This window comes from Paenarthrobacter sp. YAF11_1 (assembly GCF_052113445.1).
Classification (GTDB): Bacteria; Actinomycetota; Actinomycetes; order Actinomycetales; family Micrococcaceae; genus Arthrobacter.
Genome location: NZ_JBFRDF010000002.1, coordinates 119,080 through 133,710 on the forward strand (window position 1 = coordinate 119,080; position 14,631 = coordinate 133,710).

Sequence of the window (14,631 nt, forward strand, 5' to 3'; positions counted from 1 at the left end):
CTTGAACTTCGACCTGCACCACTCGAAGGAGGCAGTTCCATGCTGAGCCGTATTGCTGAGTCTCTCTTTTGGATCGGACGCTACGTAGAACGCGCCGATGGCACGTCCAGGATCCTGGATGTGCACCTCGAACGACTGAACCACCTGCCCCTCGAAGAGCAGCGGAGCGTAGCCCGGGAACTCCTTGCCGTGATGGGCGCCAAGCCCCAGAGCGAGGATTTCGGCCTCCCTGAGCTCCTCCATGCCCTGGCGTATGACAAACAGAGCGCGTCCTCCATTGCCGGCTCCCTGGGGGCTGCACGCGAGAATGCACGGCGTGCCCGGGAAACTGTCTCGCAGTCCCTGTGGGAAAGCCTCAACACCACGTATTACGGCCTCAACCAGCATCGCAAGGACGTGGTGGGAACCTACCGTTTCTGCAACTGGGTCCTGGAGCGGACAGCAATGGTCCGCGGCCTTGCGGACACCACCGTCAGCCATGACGAGAGCTGGTTGTTCATGGTGCTGGGCCGTTCCCTGGAGCGGGCGGACATGACTGCCCGCATGCTGTCTACGCGCGATGTCCAGTCTGCAGGAATGTCGTGGGTCAACATGCTCCGGTGCGCAGGCGCCTATGAGTCCTTTATCCGTACACGCAGGGCGGCTTTCGGAGACCAGCATGCCGCGGAATTCCTGCTGTTGGACCGCTTGTTCCCGCGGTCCATCGTCTACGCCCTGCGCGATGCCGATGAATGCCTCGCGAAACTGGACCCATCAGCCCAGCGTGTGGGCTTCATCAACGATGCCCGGCGCATTGTTGGCCAGGCCCGCACGTTCCTCGAGTTCCACCGCACAGACGACCTCATGTCCGAGCTGCCCGAGCACATGGAACGCGTGCAGAAGGCCGTGACGCAGGCGTCCGATGCGATTTCCCGTAAGTACTTCAATCAGGCTGATGAGCACGCCTGGGTGGGAGAAGTTTCATGACCCGGCTGAGCATCGTCCACAAGACGGCTTACAAGTACAACCGCCGCGTGACGTTGTCTTATAACGAGGCCCGGATGACACCCCTGACCGACGGCCAGCAGGTGGTCCTGGAGTCCTCGCTGAAGGTCTCACCCAACCAGGCGTCCGTCAGCACCTACCGTGACTATTGGGGTACCAGGGTCACGGCATTCGATATGCAAATGCCGCATGAGAGCCTTGAGGTCCTTGCCACGGCCACCGTGGAAGTGCACCGGACCGAACGCGTGGCAGTCGAGGACGACATCGTCGGATGGGACGTCATTGCGTCGGACAAGGTCCAGGACGAGTTCAGCGACTGGTTGCCCCAGTCCAGGCTCAGTGGACCGGGCGAGGAAGTCCTGGGCATTGTTCCCGGTGTTGTGGAGGGGAAGAATCCCCACGAGGCAGCCTTGGCAGTGTTCGCCTGGATGGCCGGTGAGATGACCTATATGAAGGGCACCACCGGGGTGACGACCAATGCCGAACAGGCCTGGTCCCAGCGCCAGGGCGTGTGCCAGGACCTGGCCCATTTGGCCATTGGGGCATTGCGCTGCAGCGGCATCCCCGCCCGCTATGTTTCGGGGTACATACACCCGAGGTCCTCGGCCGACATTGGCGAAACCGTTGCGGGCCAGTCGCACGCGTGGCTGGAATGGTGGGATGGGGAATGGCGCAGCTGGGACCCCACCAACCACAAGCCGGCAGGTGATTACCACGTCACGGTGGCGCGGGGCCGTGACTACCGCGATGTTCCCCCGCTGAAGGGCATCCTGTCCGGCGGCGGCGGTTCGGGACTCTCGGTTTCCGTGGAGATCACGCGCCTCGCGTAGGAGTTGGCTCGTACAGGAATTTGAGTACAGATAAGGCCCCAAAGAACTGCTCTTAGGGGCCTTATCTGTACAAAAACTTCAGATTTTACCAGGGCGAGGGCTTGTAGTCCTTCAGGAAGACTCCGTATTGGTCCTCGCCCTTTTCGCCCATCACGATGGGGTCGTAGACTCTCGCGGCGCCATCCACCAGATCCAATGGCGCATGGAAACCTTCTTCCATGAGCCTGACCTTCGTGTAGTGCGGGCGTTCGTCGGTAATCCATCCCGTGTCCACTGCCGTCATGAGGATGCCATCGGAGTCCAGCATTTCCTGGGCGCTGGTCCGGGTCATCATGTTCAACGCGGCCTTGGCCATGTTGGTGTGGGGGTGTCCGGGGCCCTTGTACGCACGGGAGAACTGCCCCTCCATGGCCGAGACGTTGACGATGTACTTCCGATGCGCCGTGGATCGCTTCATGGCATCCCGAAGGCGGCTCACCAGCAGGAAGGGAGCAGTGACGTTGCACAGTTGGACCTCGAGCATCTCCAAGGGATCCACCTCGTCCACCACTTGAGTCCAGCTGTTGATCGACGCGAGGTCAGGAACCAAGCCGCCGGCATCGATCGCCGTTCCCGACTCGATCCGTTCCAGTGACGCCGATCCGGTGGAGAGTGCCAGGGAGGTGATGGCATCGCCCGCCAGGACGGGGTGCTCGGTGACGCTGCTGGCAAGGGCCAAGGGGTGTTTGTCATGGGCATGGCCGAACGTGACCAATTCGGGGCCACCGTTGGCAGCGTCAAGGGCCGCGGGCAATGGCTCGTCCTCTGCATCCACCAAGGGCTTGTACGCATTGCCGGAGCGCCGAACGGTCTGGGCCGCGTTGTTGATGATGATGTCCAGCGGGCCGGCCTTGTTGAGGGAGTCCGTGAGAGCCATCACCTGGGCCGGGTCACGGAGGTCGATGCCGACGATCCTCAGCCGGTGCAGCCACTCGCCGCTGTCTTCCATGGCAGCAAAACGACGGGCCGCGTCTTTGGGGAAGCGGGTGGTGATGGTGGTGTGGGCGCCATCCCTGAGCAGGCGCAGTGCGATGTACATGCCGATCTTGGCGCGTCCGCCGGTCAACAAAGCCCTGCGTCCTGTGAGATCGGTGCGTGCATCACGCTTGCTGTGGCTGAAGGCCGCGCATTCAGGGCAGAGCTGGTGGTAAAAGGCATCAACCTGCGTGTAGTGCTTTTTGCAGATGTAGCAGGGACGCGAGCGGATGAGGTGACCGGCGACCTCGCCGGTGGCGGAGGGCGCCAGCTTGTTGCCGCGGGTTTCGTCGTCAATGCGGTCCGGAGCGGCGGTTGCCGTCAGGGCGATGACGGCCCGGTCTGCCTCGGCGATGGAATCGCGCTTGGTGACCCGGCGGTGTCGCTTGACGGCTTTGAACATCTTGCCGGTGGCACGGCGGACTGCAACGTAGTCCGGGTGCTCCTCGTCATAGACGTGGATCGTGGTCAGAACCTTGAGGCAGGCCTGGATCTCTTCAGGCGTCAGATCGGTGGAGCTCATTGACCTGATTTTACAGCCTTGGGAGCCAGTGGCCTGCCCCGGGTTCTGTCGGCGTCAGCCGGGCGCCCAACGCTTAGTGCGAGGCACCCTGCGCTGCGGCGTCCGCGACGCGTGACTGGATTCCTGCTGCTACCTTTTCGGCCGAGTCGCGGATGTCCGGATCATCATGGGTGGCCGCCTTGACAGCCTCGGGCAGTCCACGGCGGTGTTGCGCGGACAGCGCGAGCTCCGCCTCGCCGGGCTCGGGCACGAGCTGGCCCTTGGCCAGTACCGTGATGCCTGACTCCGTCACCTTGTATCCCCGCGCCTTGTCCAGGGCGGGGTCCAGGCCGATGGCCGCTCCTGCAGGAACCTTCACGTTCTTGTCCAGGATGGCCCGCTTAATCACAGCGCCTTCGCCTACCCGAACCTTGTCCATGAGGACGGAGTCCTGGACACGGCTGCCGGCGGCCACATAGGCGTCGTTGGAGATCACGGAACCTTCGACGATGCCACCCGAAACCACCACGCCGCTGGCAACAATGGAATCGAGGGCCGTACCCACGGTGTTGTTCTCGCCACGGACAAACTTGGCAGGGGGCGAGATGCTCTGGCGCGTGTAAATCGGCCACTCGGAGTTATAGAGGTTGAAGATCGGCACGGGGGAGATGAGGTCCATGTGGGCGTCATAGAACGAGTCGATGGTACCGACATCGCGCCAGTAAGTCCGGTCCCTGTCGGTGGCACCGGGGATGTCATTGAGCGTGAAGTCATACACGCCTGCTTCGCCCTGGTCCACGAAGTAGGGGATGATGTCCCCGCCCATGTCGTGCTTGGTATCAAGTCTTTCAGCGTCAACATGCAGGGCTTCCACCAGGGCGTCTGCGTTGAAGACGTAGTTGCCCATGGATGCCAGGAACTGTGTGGGATCTGCTGCCAGCCCGGGGGTGCTGGCAGGCTTTTCGACGAACGCGGCGATTTTCTGGGGATCGTTCTGGTCTACCTCGATCACGCCGAATTGGTTGGCCATGTTCAGGGGCTGCCGCACAGCAGCAACAGTCGCTTTCGCGCCACTGGCAATGTGCTGCTCCACCATTTGGGAGAAGTCCATGCGGTACACGTGGTCGGCGCCGACCACAACCACGATGTCCGGGGCGTCGTCATGGATGAGGTTCAGCGATTGGTAGATGGCGTTGGCACTGCCAAGGAACCAACTCTTACCCACGCGTTGCTGCGCGGGAACAGAAGCTACATACCGGCCCAGTTGCGTTGACATACGCCAGGTTTCCGAGATGTGCCGGTCGAGGCTGTGCGATTTGTACTGCGTCAGTACAACGATTTTCAAATATCCCGAATTGACGAGATTGGATAGTGCAAAGTCAATTAACCTGTAGCCGCCTGCGAACGGAACCGCGGGCTTGGCCCGATCCGCCGTCAGCGGCATGAGTCGATTGCCTTCTCCGCCTGCCAATACGATTGCCAGAACTTTCTTCAACGCCATGGTCACAGCTCCCCGTACGTCTTCGTATCCCCCAAAAGTCCGATTTTCCGGACTCTTTCACACTAGAACACATACGCCGGAACGACTACGTTGGTTAGCGTGCGAATAGACATTGTGACTAAAGAATTCCCTCCGGAAATTTATGGCGGTGCCGGTGTCCACGTTGCCGAGCTCAGCCGGGTGCTGGCAAAGCACGTCGACCTTCACGTCCGGGCCTTCGGCGCGCCGCGTGATGCCGACTATCACGGGGCTTCGGTGGCGTCCTACGCCACGCCCGACGACCTCGGCGATGCCAACGCCGCCCTCCAAACCCTGGGCGTGGACCTGAGGATCGTTCCGGACATTGCGGGAGCGGACCTGGTCCACTCGCACACGTGGTACGCCAACATGGCGGGCCACCTCGCCTCGCTGCTGCACGGAATTCCCCATGTGCTCAGCGCCCACAGCCTTGAGCCCCTGCGCCCGTGGAAGGCTGAGCAGCTGGGGGGCGGCTACGCACTGTCCTCCTGGGTGGAGAAAACAGCCTATGAGGCAGCCGCTGCGATCATCGCTGTCTCCGACGGCATGCGCCAGGACATCCTCCGCAGCTACCCGGACGTCGATCCCGACAAAGTCCGAGTCGTCCACAACGGCATTGATGTTTCCCTCTGGGAACGCGATGAAGAGGATGACGCAATTCGTGCGCTGGGCATCGATCCCGCCAAGCCCAGCGTGGTTTTCGTTGGACGCAACACCCGCCAGAAGGGGGTGCCGTACCTGCTTCGGGCGGCGTCAAGCCTGCCTGACGACGTCCAGTTGGTCCTGTGCCTGGGAGCCGCCGATACTCCCGAGCTTGCCGCCGAAACTGCACGGCTCATCGAGGAACTGCAGACCAAGCGCCAAGGGGTCGTCCTTATCGAGCGGATGCTGCCCCGAAAGGAACTCATCCAGGTGCTCAGCCATGCCACGGCATTCGCCTGCCCTTCGATCTACGAGCCGCTGGGCATCGTGAACCTCGAAGCCATGGCATGCGGTGCGGCGGTAGTGGCCAGTGCCACCGGCGGGATTCCGGAAGTGGTCCAGCACGGCGAAACCGGACTCCTGGTGCAGCTGGAGCAAGTCACCGACGGAACCGGGACGCCCCTGGACCCGGAGAAATTCGTCAGCGACTTCGCGGCAGCCTTGAACGAGGTGGTGGCAGATCCTGCACGTGCCCGCGAAATGGGTATAGCGGGGCGCCGCCGCGCGGAAGAGCACTTCTCCTGGGAATCCATTACGGAAACAACGCTTGAGGTCTACCGGTCGGTCCTGCGCTAAACCGGCAGCGCTCCAACAGCAGAAAATGAAAGCACGACGGCGCCGCCCCCTTTGGTGGGGACGGCGCCGTCGTGCTTTTCAACAGTTCCGCGAATGTTAACCTCGCGGCTGGTTGGCTCTGCTAGCGGGTTTTGGACGCTTTCAGGGCAAGAAGGGTTTTCTCGTCTGCGGGTGCACTGCCGCTGGCCCGCTGCTCACGGAAGTGCTTCCGTGCCTCGTCCTGACGGGTGGATTCTGCGCCGGTCGCGATCGAGGCCCGCAGGTGCTCAGGACCGTAGCCGAAAGCATCAACGAGGTCCACAGCGTGCGGGCGGATCTTGACGAGCAACCTGTTGATATACGTGCCCACCGTTCGGCCACGCTGCATCGAGAGCCTGCCGTTCATCAAGTACCAGGAAAGGTGCTTCTCAATCAGGGACAAACCGAACAGGTCGCGCAGCCAGGTCAGCACGCGCTTGGTTCCCTCATCCGTGACATGGGTCAGGGCCTCGGTGAAAGCTTCCCACTGGAGCAGTTCAGCGTGTGCCTGGGCCGCTTCTATGAGTTCGTGTTGGTGCTGGTTGAACAGGGCCGCGGCCTGGTGCTGGGGGAGTTTGTTGGCTCCCTTCAGTGCAGAACCGACCTCGGCGACCATGGACTGCACGCGGTCAGCCAGGAGGGTGCGCTGGCCTTCCTCGTCCCGCAAAGCCAAAGCCGCCTTCTGAACCGATCCGGTGTCGGCCACAAACTGGGCCACCTGGCGAAGGCCCGTCCGGTGGAGGGCCACACCGGCAGCCTGGTCCACCACATAGCGTGCAAGGACACCAAAATCAGCGCTGCGGAATTCCTTGGCGTAGTCGGCAAGGAGCCGCTTGGCCACCAACTGCAGCAGCACGGTGTTGTCGCCTTCGAAGGTGACATACACATCAAGGTCCGCACGGAGGGAGGCAAAGCGGTTTTCGATCAGGAATCCGGCGCCACCACAGGCTTCGCGGCATTCCTGGAGCGTGTCCAGGGCATGCCAGGTGCTCAGCGGCTTGAGGGCGGCTGCCAGCGTCTCCAGGTCCTGGCGGTCGGCGTCGGTGTCGTGCGCGCCGGAGAAGACGTCGTCGAATTTCTGCAGGAGTTGCTCGTGCGCGAAGCTGGCCGCGTAGGTAGTGGCGAGCCGGGTGAACAGTCGGCGCTGGTGACGCTGGTAATCCAGGAGGACTTCCTCATCGGTTGCCGAGGATGCGTTGAACTGACGGCGTTCGGTGGCGTACTGGATGGCCGTCTTCAAGGCCACCTTGCTGGCGGCAACCGCTGCTCCGTCCAGGGAAACACGCCCTTGGACGAGGGTGCCGAGCATGGTGAAGAAACGGCGCCCGGGGCTGCCGATGCTGGAGGAGTAGGTGCCGTCAACAGCCACATCCCCGTAGCGGTTCAGCAGGTTGGTGCGGGGGATCCGTACATCCGTGAAGTGCAACCGGCCGTTGTCGATGCCGTTGAGTCCGCCCTTGATGCCGTCGTCTTCGCCACCGATGCCGGGGAGGAATTCCTTGGTAGCGGGATCGCGCAGTTCCACATAGAAAGCGTGGACTCCGTGGTTGACGTTCTTGGTGATCAACTGGGCAAACACCACAGCGGCCAGGCCGTCGTTGGCTGCATTGCCGATGTAGTCCTTCCACGCCGCACGGAAAGGTGTGTTGATGACGAATTCCTGGCTGGCTTCGTCGTATGTCGCCGTGGTGGCGATGCTGGCAACGTCAGAGCCATGGCCGGTCTCGGTCATCGCGAAGCAGCCGGGAATCTCCAGGCTCATGATGCCGGGGAGCCACTTGTCCTGATGGTCCACCGTGCCGAGGTGCATCACGGCAGAGCCGAACAGGCCCCACTGGACGCCTGCCTTGATCTGAAGGGACGGATCGGCGGTAACGATCTCTTCGAAGCCTGCAATGTTGCCTCCGTGATCGTCGGAGCCACCCAACCGGGTGGGGAAGGCACGATGCACGGTGTTGTTGTCCACCAGGAACTTCAATTGCTCGAACACGCGGGCGCGGTGCTCGGTGTGGTGCAGCCCTTCGATCTTTTGTACCACCGGATTGCCGGCCACTTTGCGTGCCTCATGGCGGATATGAGCCCACTTGCCGAGGAGTTGCTCTCCCAGCGCGGCCACGTCCACCACAGGCTCGGCGCCAGTGGCGGCAGCGTCCTTACTGCCCGTGGGGTCTTGGGCGGATGCAGTCCGGTCCACTACTTCAGTCATGTTGCTTCCTTCTTTGGTTCCGACAACTGATGAGTCATTGCTGGTGTCAGGTGGATGTCTTGAGTGCTGGAGCAATGCCGAGGCACAGCCAGTCAGTGATTTGCGCCGCCATGGTTTCCTGGTCCGGCTTGGCTCCGCCTGCCGGGCTGCCGAGCCACATCTCTCCGGCGTTCCTGACGAGTCCGATTGCGGCGGTGGGCCAATACACAAGCACCGCTTCCTTCTCTTCGCCCAGGTACTCCCGCATGGGGGTGGCGATCATTTCAGTGATTTGCTCAAAGAAGTTCCCCAGCGCTCCAGACGCGGCGATGGCGTCCTGCGCTGACGCTTCACCTGGGGTGAGCCGGGTAATGAACGCATAGACGTGGGGGCTTGATTCGGCCATCTGCAGGTAGGCGGAGACCATGGCAAACAACCCTTCGCGGGGTGTCTGGGCCAACTGTGCGGCTTCCTGCATGCGGCGCTGCATCTGCCCCAGCACTACCTCGCCCATGGCTTGCTGAAGTCCGGCTTTGTCACCGAAATAGCGGTAGAAAACGGACTTGGACGTTCCGGCGGCTCCCGCGATGTCCTCCATGGACGCGTCACTGCCTAGCCTGTGAACGGCCTTGCGGGCTTGCCGGATGAGTTCGGCACGCCGCTCCTCGCGGTGGGACTGCCAGCGGGCGGTCCGGCCGTCGACGGCGGTATTCTGCGCGTCCGCTGCAGCACTGGCGAATTCTTCGTGGCGGTTGTTCACGATACCCAGCGTATCAGGTACGCTGGGTATCAGTAACTGGCATTGATCGAAGGAGACCAGCATGGCTGCAGCAGACGTCACCACGGGTGGAACCGGCGAACCGGCTACCACCACCCACGCACCACGCAAAGCGGTCATTGTGGGCGGCAACCGCATCCCGTTTGCCCGCACGGGGGGAGCGTACGTCAAGTCCTCCAACCAGGACATGCTCACCGCGGCACTGGACGGGTTGATCGCCAGGTTCGGGCTGCAGGACGAACGCATTGGCGAGGTAGCTGCCGGAGCCGTGCTCAAGCACTCGAGGGATTTCAACCTCACGCGGGAAGCCGTCCTCGGCTCAGCGCTGTCACCTGAAACCCCTGCATATGATCTTCAGCAGGCTTGCGCAACCGGGCTTGAAACAGTGATCGGGCTGTCCAACAAGATCAAGCTGGGGCAGATCGATTCAGCCATTGCCGGCGGAGTGGATTCGGCGTCCGATGCCCCCATCGCCGTAAGCGAGGGACTGCGCGAGATCCTGCTGGACCTGAACCGCGCCAAAACCCCTGTACAAAAGCTCAAGATCATCGGACGCATCCGCCCCAAGGACCTGGCCCCGGACGCACCGAATACGGGTGAGCCTCGCACCGGCCTGTCCATGGGGGAGCACCAGGCACTCACTACGGCGCAGTGGAAGATCACCCGCGAGGCCCAGGATGAACTTGCCTTCAACAGCCACCGCAATCTCGCTGCAGCTTACGAGCGTGGCTTCTTTGATGACCTCATTACCCCGTACCGCGGCCTCAACCGCGACTCCAACCTGCGCGCAGATACCACTTTGGAGAAACTCGGATCGCTGAAGCCGGTCTTCGGCAAGAACCTCGGCGCGGAAGCGACCATGACGGCGGGCAACTCCACACCACTCACTGACGGCGCGTCCACCGTCCTGCTCGCAACCAATGAGTGGGCCGACGCCCACGGCCTGCCCAAGCTCGCAACGGTCCTGGACGGAGAAGCCGCCGCGGTAGACTTCGTGCACGGCAAGGACGGCCTCCTCATGGCGCCCGTGTTCGCCGTTCCGCGACTCCTGGCCCGTCACGGCTTGACGTTCGAGGACATCGATTTCTTCGAAATCCACGAGGCATTCGCCGGCACGGTCCTGAGCACGCTCTCCGCCTGGGAGGATGAGGACTTTGGCCGCACCAGGCTTGGACTCGATGGCGCACTCGGAAAGGTGGACCGGGCCAAGCTCAACGTCAACGGCTCGTCCTTGGCTGCCGGGCACCCATTCGCCGCTACAGGTGGCAGGATTGTGGCCTCCCTTGCGAAAATGCTGCATGAGAAGGGCGCAGTTGACGGGCGTCCGGCCCGTGGCCTGATCTCCGTTTGCGCCGCAGGCGGCCAGGGCGTCGTCGCCCTTCTGGAAGCAGCATAGGGGAGCTCCATGACGGACAAATACACACAACTGGTGAGCCGCGGACTGGGCAGGGACGTTGCCAAACGGCTCGGATTGCCGCAACCGGTGGAACTTCGCCGCTACCAACCCGGCAGCCCGCTGGTCACCGGCCCAGTCCTGGTCAACGGAGACAGCCCAGGTGCGGATGATATTGCCACCACACTCCTCGGATGGGGTCTTGATGTCCGGCGGAACGCGTTGCCCAAGGAAAAGCTGGGGGCCATCATTATGGTCCTCGATGCCGTCCAGCATCCCGCAGACCTTGCCAAGCCGGTACTGACCGCAGGCACTTCGCTCCGTGATCTGGGCACCAACGCAAGGGTGGTCACCATCTCCCGGACGTCCCAATCAGCCCAAACCCCTGCCGCGGCTGCTGCACGCCAAGGCATTGACGGGCTGGTGCGGTCCTTGGCTAAGGAACTCCGCACTGGCTCCACCGCCAATGGCATACTGCTCGACGACGACCTCGCCACCACCAGCCCGTCGGCATTGGGCGCACTGAGGTTCTTCCTCTCCGGGCGTTCTGCCTATGTGGACGGACAGTTCCTGACGGTCAGCTCGGCGTCAGGGGCTTTGCCCAGCGACCCGGACAAGCCGTTGGCCGGCAAGGTCGCAGTCGTCACCGGGGCGGCCCGGGGTATTGGAGCTGCCATCGCCCGGACTCTGCACCGCGACGGCGCCACAGTGGTTGCCGTGGACATCCCGGCGGCCGGGGACCACCTGGCTGCAGTGGCCAACGAGGTACGGGGCACCGCCCTTCAGCTCGATATCAGTCGTGACGACGCCGGGCACCGGATCATCGAACACGCAGTGGAACGCCACGGCCGGCTCGACATCGTGGTCCACAACGCGGGAATCACCCGTGACAGGCTGCTCGCGAACATGGATGAAAGCCGTTGGCAGTCAGTGATCGCCGTTAATATCACAGCCCAGCTGAGCATCAACGAGGTCCTTCTCGCGTCCGAACACTTCAAGGTCGCACCGCGCATCGTGTCGGTGGCTTCCACCAGCGGCATTGCCGGAAACAGGGGCCAGACCAATTACGGCGCCTCCAAGGGCGGGGTGATCGGGATGGTGCGGTCTACAGCCCCGCTGATGGAACCTTTTGATGGAACCATCAACGCGGTGGCCCCCGGATTCATTGAAACCGAAATGACGGCCAGGATGCCCTTCGCCATCCGCGAGGCTGCCCGCAGGCTTAACTCACTCAAGCAGGGCGGACAGCCCCGGGACGTCGCCGAGACCATTGCCTTTTTGGCCAGTGATGCCGCTGGAGGAATTTCAGGTCAGGTATTGCGGGTCTGTGGTCAGCAATTGGTGGGAGCATGACCAATCCCCAGCCAGTGATCCTTGGCGAGCTGCCCTCACTGTCCAAGCTCTACGTCAACGCGGCAACAAGCGCCGCCCGCCGTCGGGTGTTGGGCGCGTCCACGAGCCAGCACACCGTGCCCTCGGTCAGCCACGAAGTGCGTAACGTCAAGGCAGACGTGGGAAACCTGACCGCTTACCAACATCTGCTGGGGGAGACCGCCAGCGACACCCTGCCGGCCGGATATGTCCATGCCCTGGCCTTTCCGGTGTCGTTGAGCGTCATGAACCGGGATGATTTCCCGCTGCCGCTCCTGGGCATGATCCACCTGAAGAACCATGTGGAACAACGGGTTCCCATAGCCTTCTCCGAGGCCTTGGACATCCGGTCCTGGGCTGAGAACCTTGCTGGCCACAAAGCCGGAACGCAGGTGGATGTTGTGGCGGAGGTCCGCTCGGCGTCCAGCGGCACCCTGCTCTGGCGTGGCGCCTCCACCTACTTGGCCAAGGGCGTCTTCCTGCCGGGCATCGACAAACCCGGAAGTGCGAACGGAGCATCAGCACCCAGCGACTTTTCTCCTCCCAACCCCACCGCGCTGTGGCAACTCGGTTTGGACACAGGCCGAAGCTACGCAACGGTCTCCGGCGACTTCAACCCGATCCACCTCAGCGTCCTTTCTGCCAAGGCACTGGGCTTACGCGGGTCAATTGCCCACGGAATGTACCTTGCTTCCCGTGCGCTGGCTGACGTGGGGGCCGTCAAATCCGATTCGTATACCTGGGACGTTGCCTTTGAGGCCCCGGTGTTCCTCCCGGCACGGGTCGCCGTGGATATTTCCACGGTTCAGTCTGGTTCAGGCAGTTGGGAACGTTCGGATTATGTAGCGTGGAATGCCCGCAGCGGCCGGCGGCACTTCACCGGCACTGTGGCGGCGTTGGGCTGAGCAAGCTCCCGTCGATAACGGAACGACGGCGGTCACCGAAAGGTGACCGCCGTCGTCGTTAATCCTTGACTGCTGCCCTGGAAACGCAGGGCGGGACATAAGGCACGACGCCGGCACAACACGGGCCACAGACAAAACAAGGCCCGGAATCCGTGGATTCCAGGCCTTGCGATAGTGCGCGGAGGGGGACTTGAACCCCCACCCCCTTTCGAGGACTAGCACCTCAAGCTAGCGCGTCTGCCATTCCGCCACCCGCGCAGGTGGTGTTCGGTTGAGCCGTTTTGCACCTTCCGGTGCTTCACTTTCCTCCGAAGCAGCGAGAAAAACTCTAACACGGTTTCCGGTGGCGGAAAAATCGGCGCTGGTCAGGACGGCCTCGAGGGACACCCGGAGACTTCCGGCGCCATGCGTTCCTGACGCGGTGCCGGTCCGGTGAGTAGGCTGATGGGATACGGGACGGTGCCGCTGCGGGAGCCGCAGTGCACGTCGCCGGAACCTGCAGCCCAGCCACGCAAGGAGAGTTTCCATGTCTGTCATCCGCCCCGAAGATGAAGTTGTCCGGATCTGCCAGGAGCTGATCCGCATCGACTCCTCCAACTTCGGCGACGACACCGGACCGGGGGAGCGCGCGGCGGCCGAATACACGGCCGGCCTCATTACGGAAGTGGGCCTCGAAGCTGAAATCTTCGAATCCGCCCCCGGCCGCGCCAACGTCGTGACCCGGATGGCGGGCGAAGACCCGTCTGCCGACGCCTTGGTGGTTCATGGACACCTGGATGTTGTTCCTGCCCTGAAAGACCAGTGGAGCGTTGATCCGTTCAGTGGCGAATTGAAGGACGGGCTGGTCTGGGGCCGTGGTGCGGTGGATATGAAGGACATGGACGCCATGATCCTGTCAGTCATGCGCGACTTCGCCAGGACGGGCCGCAAACCCAAGCGCGACATCATTTTCGCGTTCTTTGCCGACGAGGAAGCCGGTGGCACCTACGGCGCCCGCTACGCCATCGAACACCGGCGCGAACTCTTTGATGGTGCCACCGAGGCGATCTCCGAAGTAGGTGGCTTCTCCGCCACCATCGGCGGCCAACGGACCTATTTGCTCCAAACAGCCGAGAAGGGCCTCTCCTGGCTCCGACTGGTGGCACATGGCCGCGCCGGCCACGGATCCCAGATCAACACCGACAACGCCGTCACCCGCCTGGCCGCTGCCGTCACCAGGATCGGCGAGTACAAGTGGCCGGTGGAGTTGACCCCTACCACCCGCCAGTTCCTGGACGGCGTTACCGAACTGACCGGCGTAGAGTTCGATCCCGACAACCCGGACATCATCCTGAAGGAACTCGGCACAGTAGCCCGCTTTGTGGGTGCGACGCTGCAGAACACCTCCAACCCCACGCTGCTGCGTTCGGGGTACAAGCACAACGTCATTCCGGAGTCGGCGGAGGCATTCGTGGACTGCCGTACGCTTCCCGGCCGGCAGGAACTGGTGTTCGAGACCATCAAGGAACTTGCCGGCGAGGGCATCGACATCAACTATGTCAACAAGGATGTTTCCCTGGAAGTGCCGTTCGCCGGCAATCTGGTGGATTCCATGATCGATGCACTGCACTCCGAGGATCCCGGCGCCAAGGTGCTTCCCTACACGCTTTCCGGCGGCACCGACAACAAGTCCTTGAGCAAGATCGGCATCACCGGGTACGGTTTCGCCCCGTTGATGCTTCCTGATGAGCTGGACTTCACCGGCATGTTCCACGGCGTTGATGAGCGCGTTCCGGCCGAGTCCCTCCAATTCGGCGCACGCGTCCTGAACAGGTTGCTGAGCACCTACTAGACCGCAATCAGCGAGAAAGAGGC

11 protein-coding genes and 1 tRNA gene are annotated in these 14,631 nt (G+C 62.6%); 7 read left to right on the forward strand and 5 right to left on the reverse strand.

Annotated elements, in window-relative coordinates:
• The first annotated feature begins 39 nt into the window (after positions 1-39).
• Both AB4Y77_RS04635 and AB4Y77_RS04640 read left to right on the forward strand, forming a co-directional pair.
• On the forward strand, positions 40-966 hold the full coding sequence (locus tag AB4Y77_RS04635) for an alpha-E domain-containing protein (RefSeq protein WP_026540668.1): 927 nt from the start codon (positions 40-42) through the stop codon (positions 964-966).
• On the forward strand, positions 963-1,814 hold the full coding sequence (locus AB4Y77_RS04640) for a transglutaminase family protein (protein ID WP_089595100.1): 852 nt from the start codon (positions 963-965) through the stop codon (positions 1,812-1,814). Before AB4Y77_RS04635 ends, AB4Y77_RS04640 begins: the two co-directional genes overlap by 4 nt.
• An 85-nt stretch (positions 1,815-1,899) precedes the next feature.
• Here AB4Y77_RS04640 and AB4Y77_RS04645 read toward each other — a convergent pair whose 3' ends face one another.
• Both AB4Y77_RS04645 and glgC read right to left on the reverse strand, forming a co-directional pair.
• On the reverse strand, positions 1,900-3,351 hold the full coding sequence (locus tag AB4Y77_RS04645; RefSeq protein WP_311213329.1) for an SDR family NAD(P)-dependent oxidoreductase: 1,452 nt from the start codon (positions 3,349-3,351) through the stop codon (positions 1,900-1,902).
• Positions 3,352-3,424: 73 nt separating this feature from the next.
• A complete protein-coding gene (gene glgC, locus AB4Y77_RS04650; protein ID WP_311213330.1) occupies positions 3,425-4,837 on the reverse strand; it encodes a glucose-1-phosphate adenylyltransferase in 1,413 nt (470 codons plus the stop codon).
• 93 nt (positions 4,838-4,930) lie between these two features.
• Between glgC and glgA the strand changes: the two genes are divergently transcribed.
• On the forward strand, positions 4,931-6,127 hold the full coding sequence (gene glgA, locus AB4Y77_RS04655; RefSeq protein ID WP_311213331.1) for a glycogen synthase: 1,197 nt from the start codon (positions 4,931-4,933) through the stop codon (positions 6,125-6,127).
• 121 nt (positions 6,128-6,248) lie between these two features.
• Here glgA and AB4Y77_RS04660 read toward each other — a convergent pair whose 3' ends face one another.
• Positions 6,249-8,351, reverse strand: a complete 2,103-nt coding sequence (locus AB4Y77_RS04660) for an acyl-CoA dehydrogenase family protein (protein ID WP_442013102.1) — start codon at positions 8,349-8,351, stop codon at positions 6,249-6,251.
• A 46-nt stretch (positions 8,352-8,397) separates the two neighbouring features.
• The gene (locus tag AB4Y77_RS04665) at positions 8,398-9,153 is read right to left on the reverse strand and encodes a TetR/AcrR family transcriptional regulator (RefSeq protein WP_311213383.1); all 756 of its coding nucleotides are present in this window, start codon (positions 9,151-9,153) and stop codon (positions 8,398-8,400) included.
• Here AB4Y77_RS04665 and AB4Y77_RS04670 point away from each other — a divergent pair.
• From AB4Y77_RS04670 to AB4Y77_RS04680, 3 genes are read left to right on the forward strand one after another with little or no spacing between them, the layout of a single operon-like run.
• Complete coding sequence (locus AB4Y77_RS04670; protein WP_311213333.1) at positions 9,152-10,504, forward strand: acetyl-CoA C-acetyltransferase; 1,353 nt, start codon at positions 9,152-9,154, stop codon at positions 10,502-10,504. The genes AB4Y77_RS04665 and AB4Y77_RS04670 overlap by 2 nt on opposite strands.
• A gap of 9 nt (positions 10,505-10,513) precedes the next feature.
• Positions 10,514-11,854 (forward strand): 3-oxoacyl-ACP reductase, encoded by a 1,341-nt coding sequence (locus AB4Y77_RS04675; RefSeq protein WP_442013103.1) that lies wholly within the window; start codon positions 10,514-10,516, stop codon positions 11,852-11,854.
• Positions 11,851-12,777, forward strand: a complete 927-nt coding sequence (locus tag AB4Y77_RS04680) for a MaoC family dehydratase (protein ID WP_442013104.1) — start codon at positions 11,851-11,853, stop codon at positions 12,775-12,777. The genes AB4Y77_RS04675 and AB4Y77_RS04680 overlap by 4 nt, the downstream gene beginning before the upstream one ends.
• 175 nt (positions 12,778-12,952) lie before the next feature.
• On the opposite strand, the gene AB4Y77_RS04685 is transcribed toward AB4Y77_RS04680, so the two are convergent.
• Positions 12,953-13,035: transfer RNA gene (locus tag AB4Y77_RS04685), tRNA-Leu, on the reverse strand.
• A 268-nt stretch (positions 13,036-13,303) separates the two neighbouring features.
• Between AB4Y77_RS04685 and AB4Y77_RS04690 the strand changes: the two genes are divergently transcribed.
• The gene (locus AB4Y77_RS04690; protein ID WP_442013105.1) at positions 13,304-14,608 is read left to right on the forward strand and encodes a M20/M25/M40 family metallo-hydrolase; all 1,305 of its coding nucleotides are present in this window, start codon (positions 13,304-13,306) and stop codon (positions 14,606-14,608) included.
• Positions 14,609-14,631: the final 23 nt, after the last annotated feature.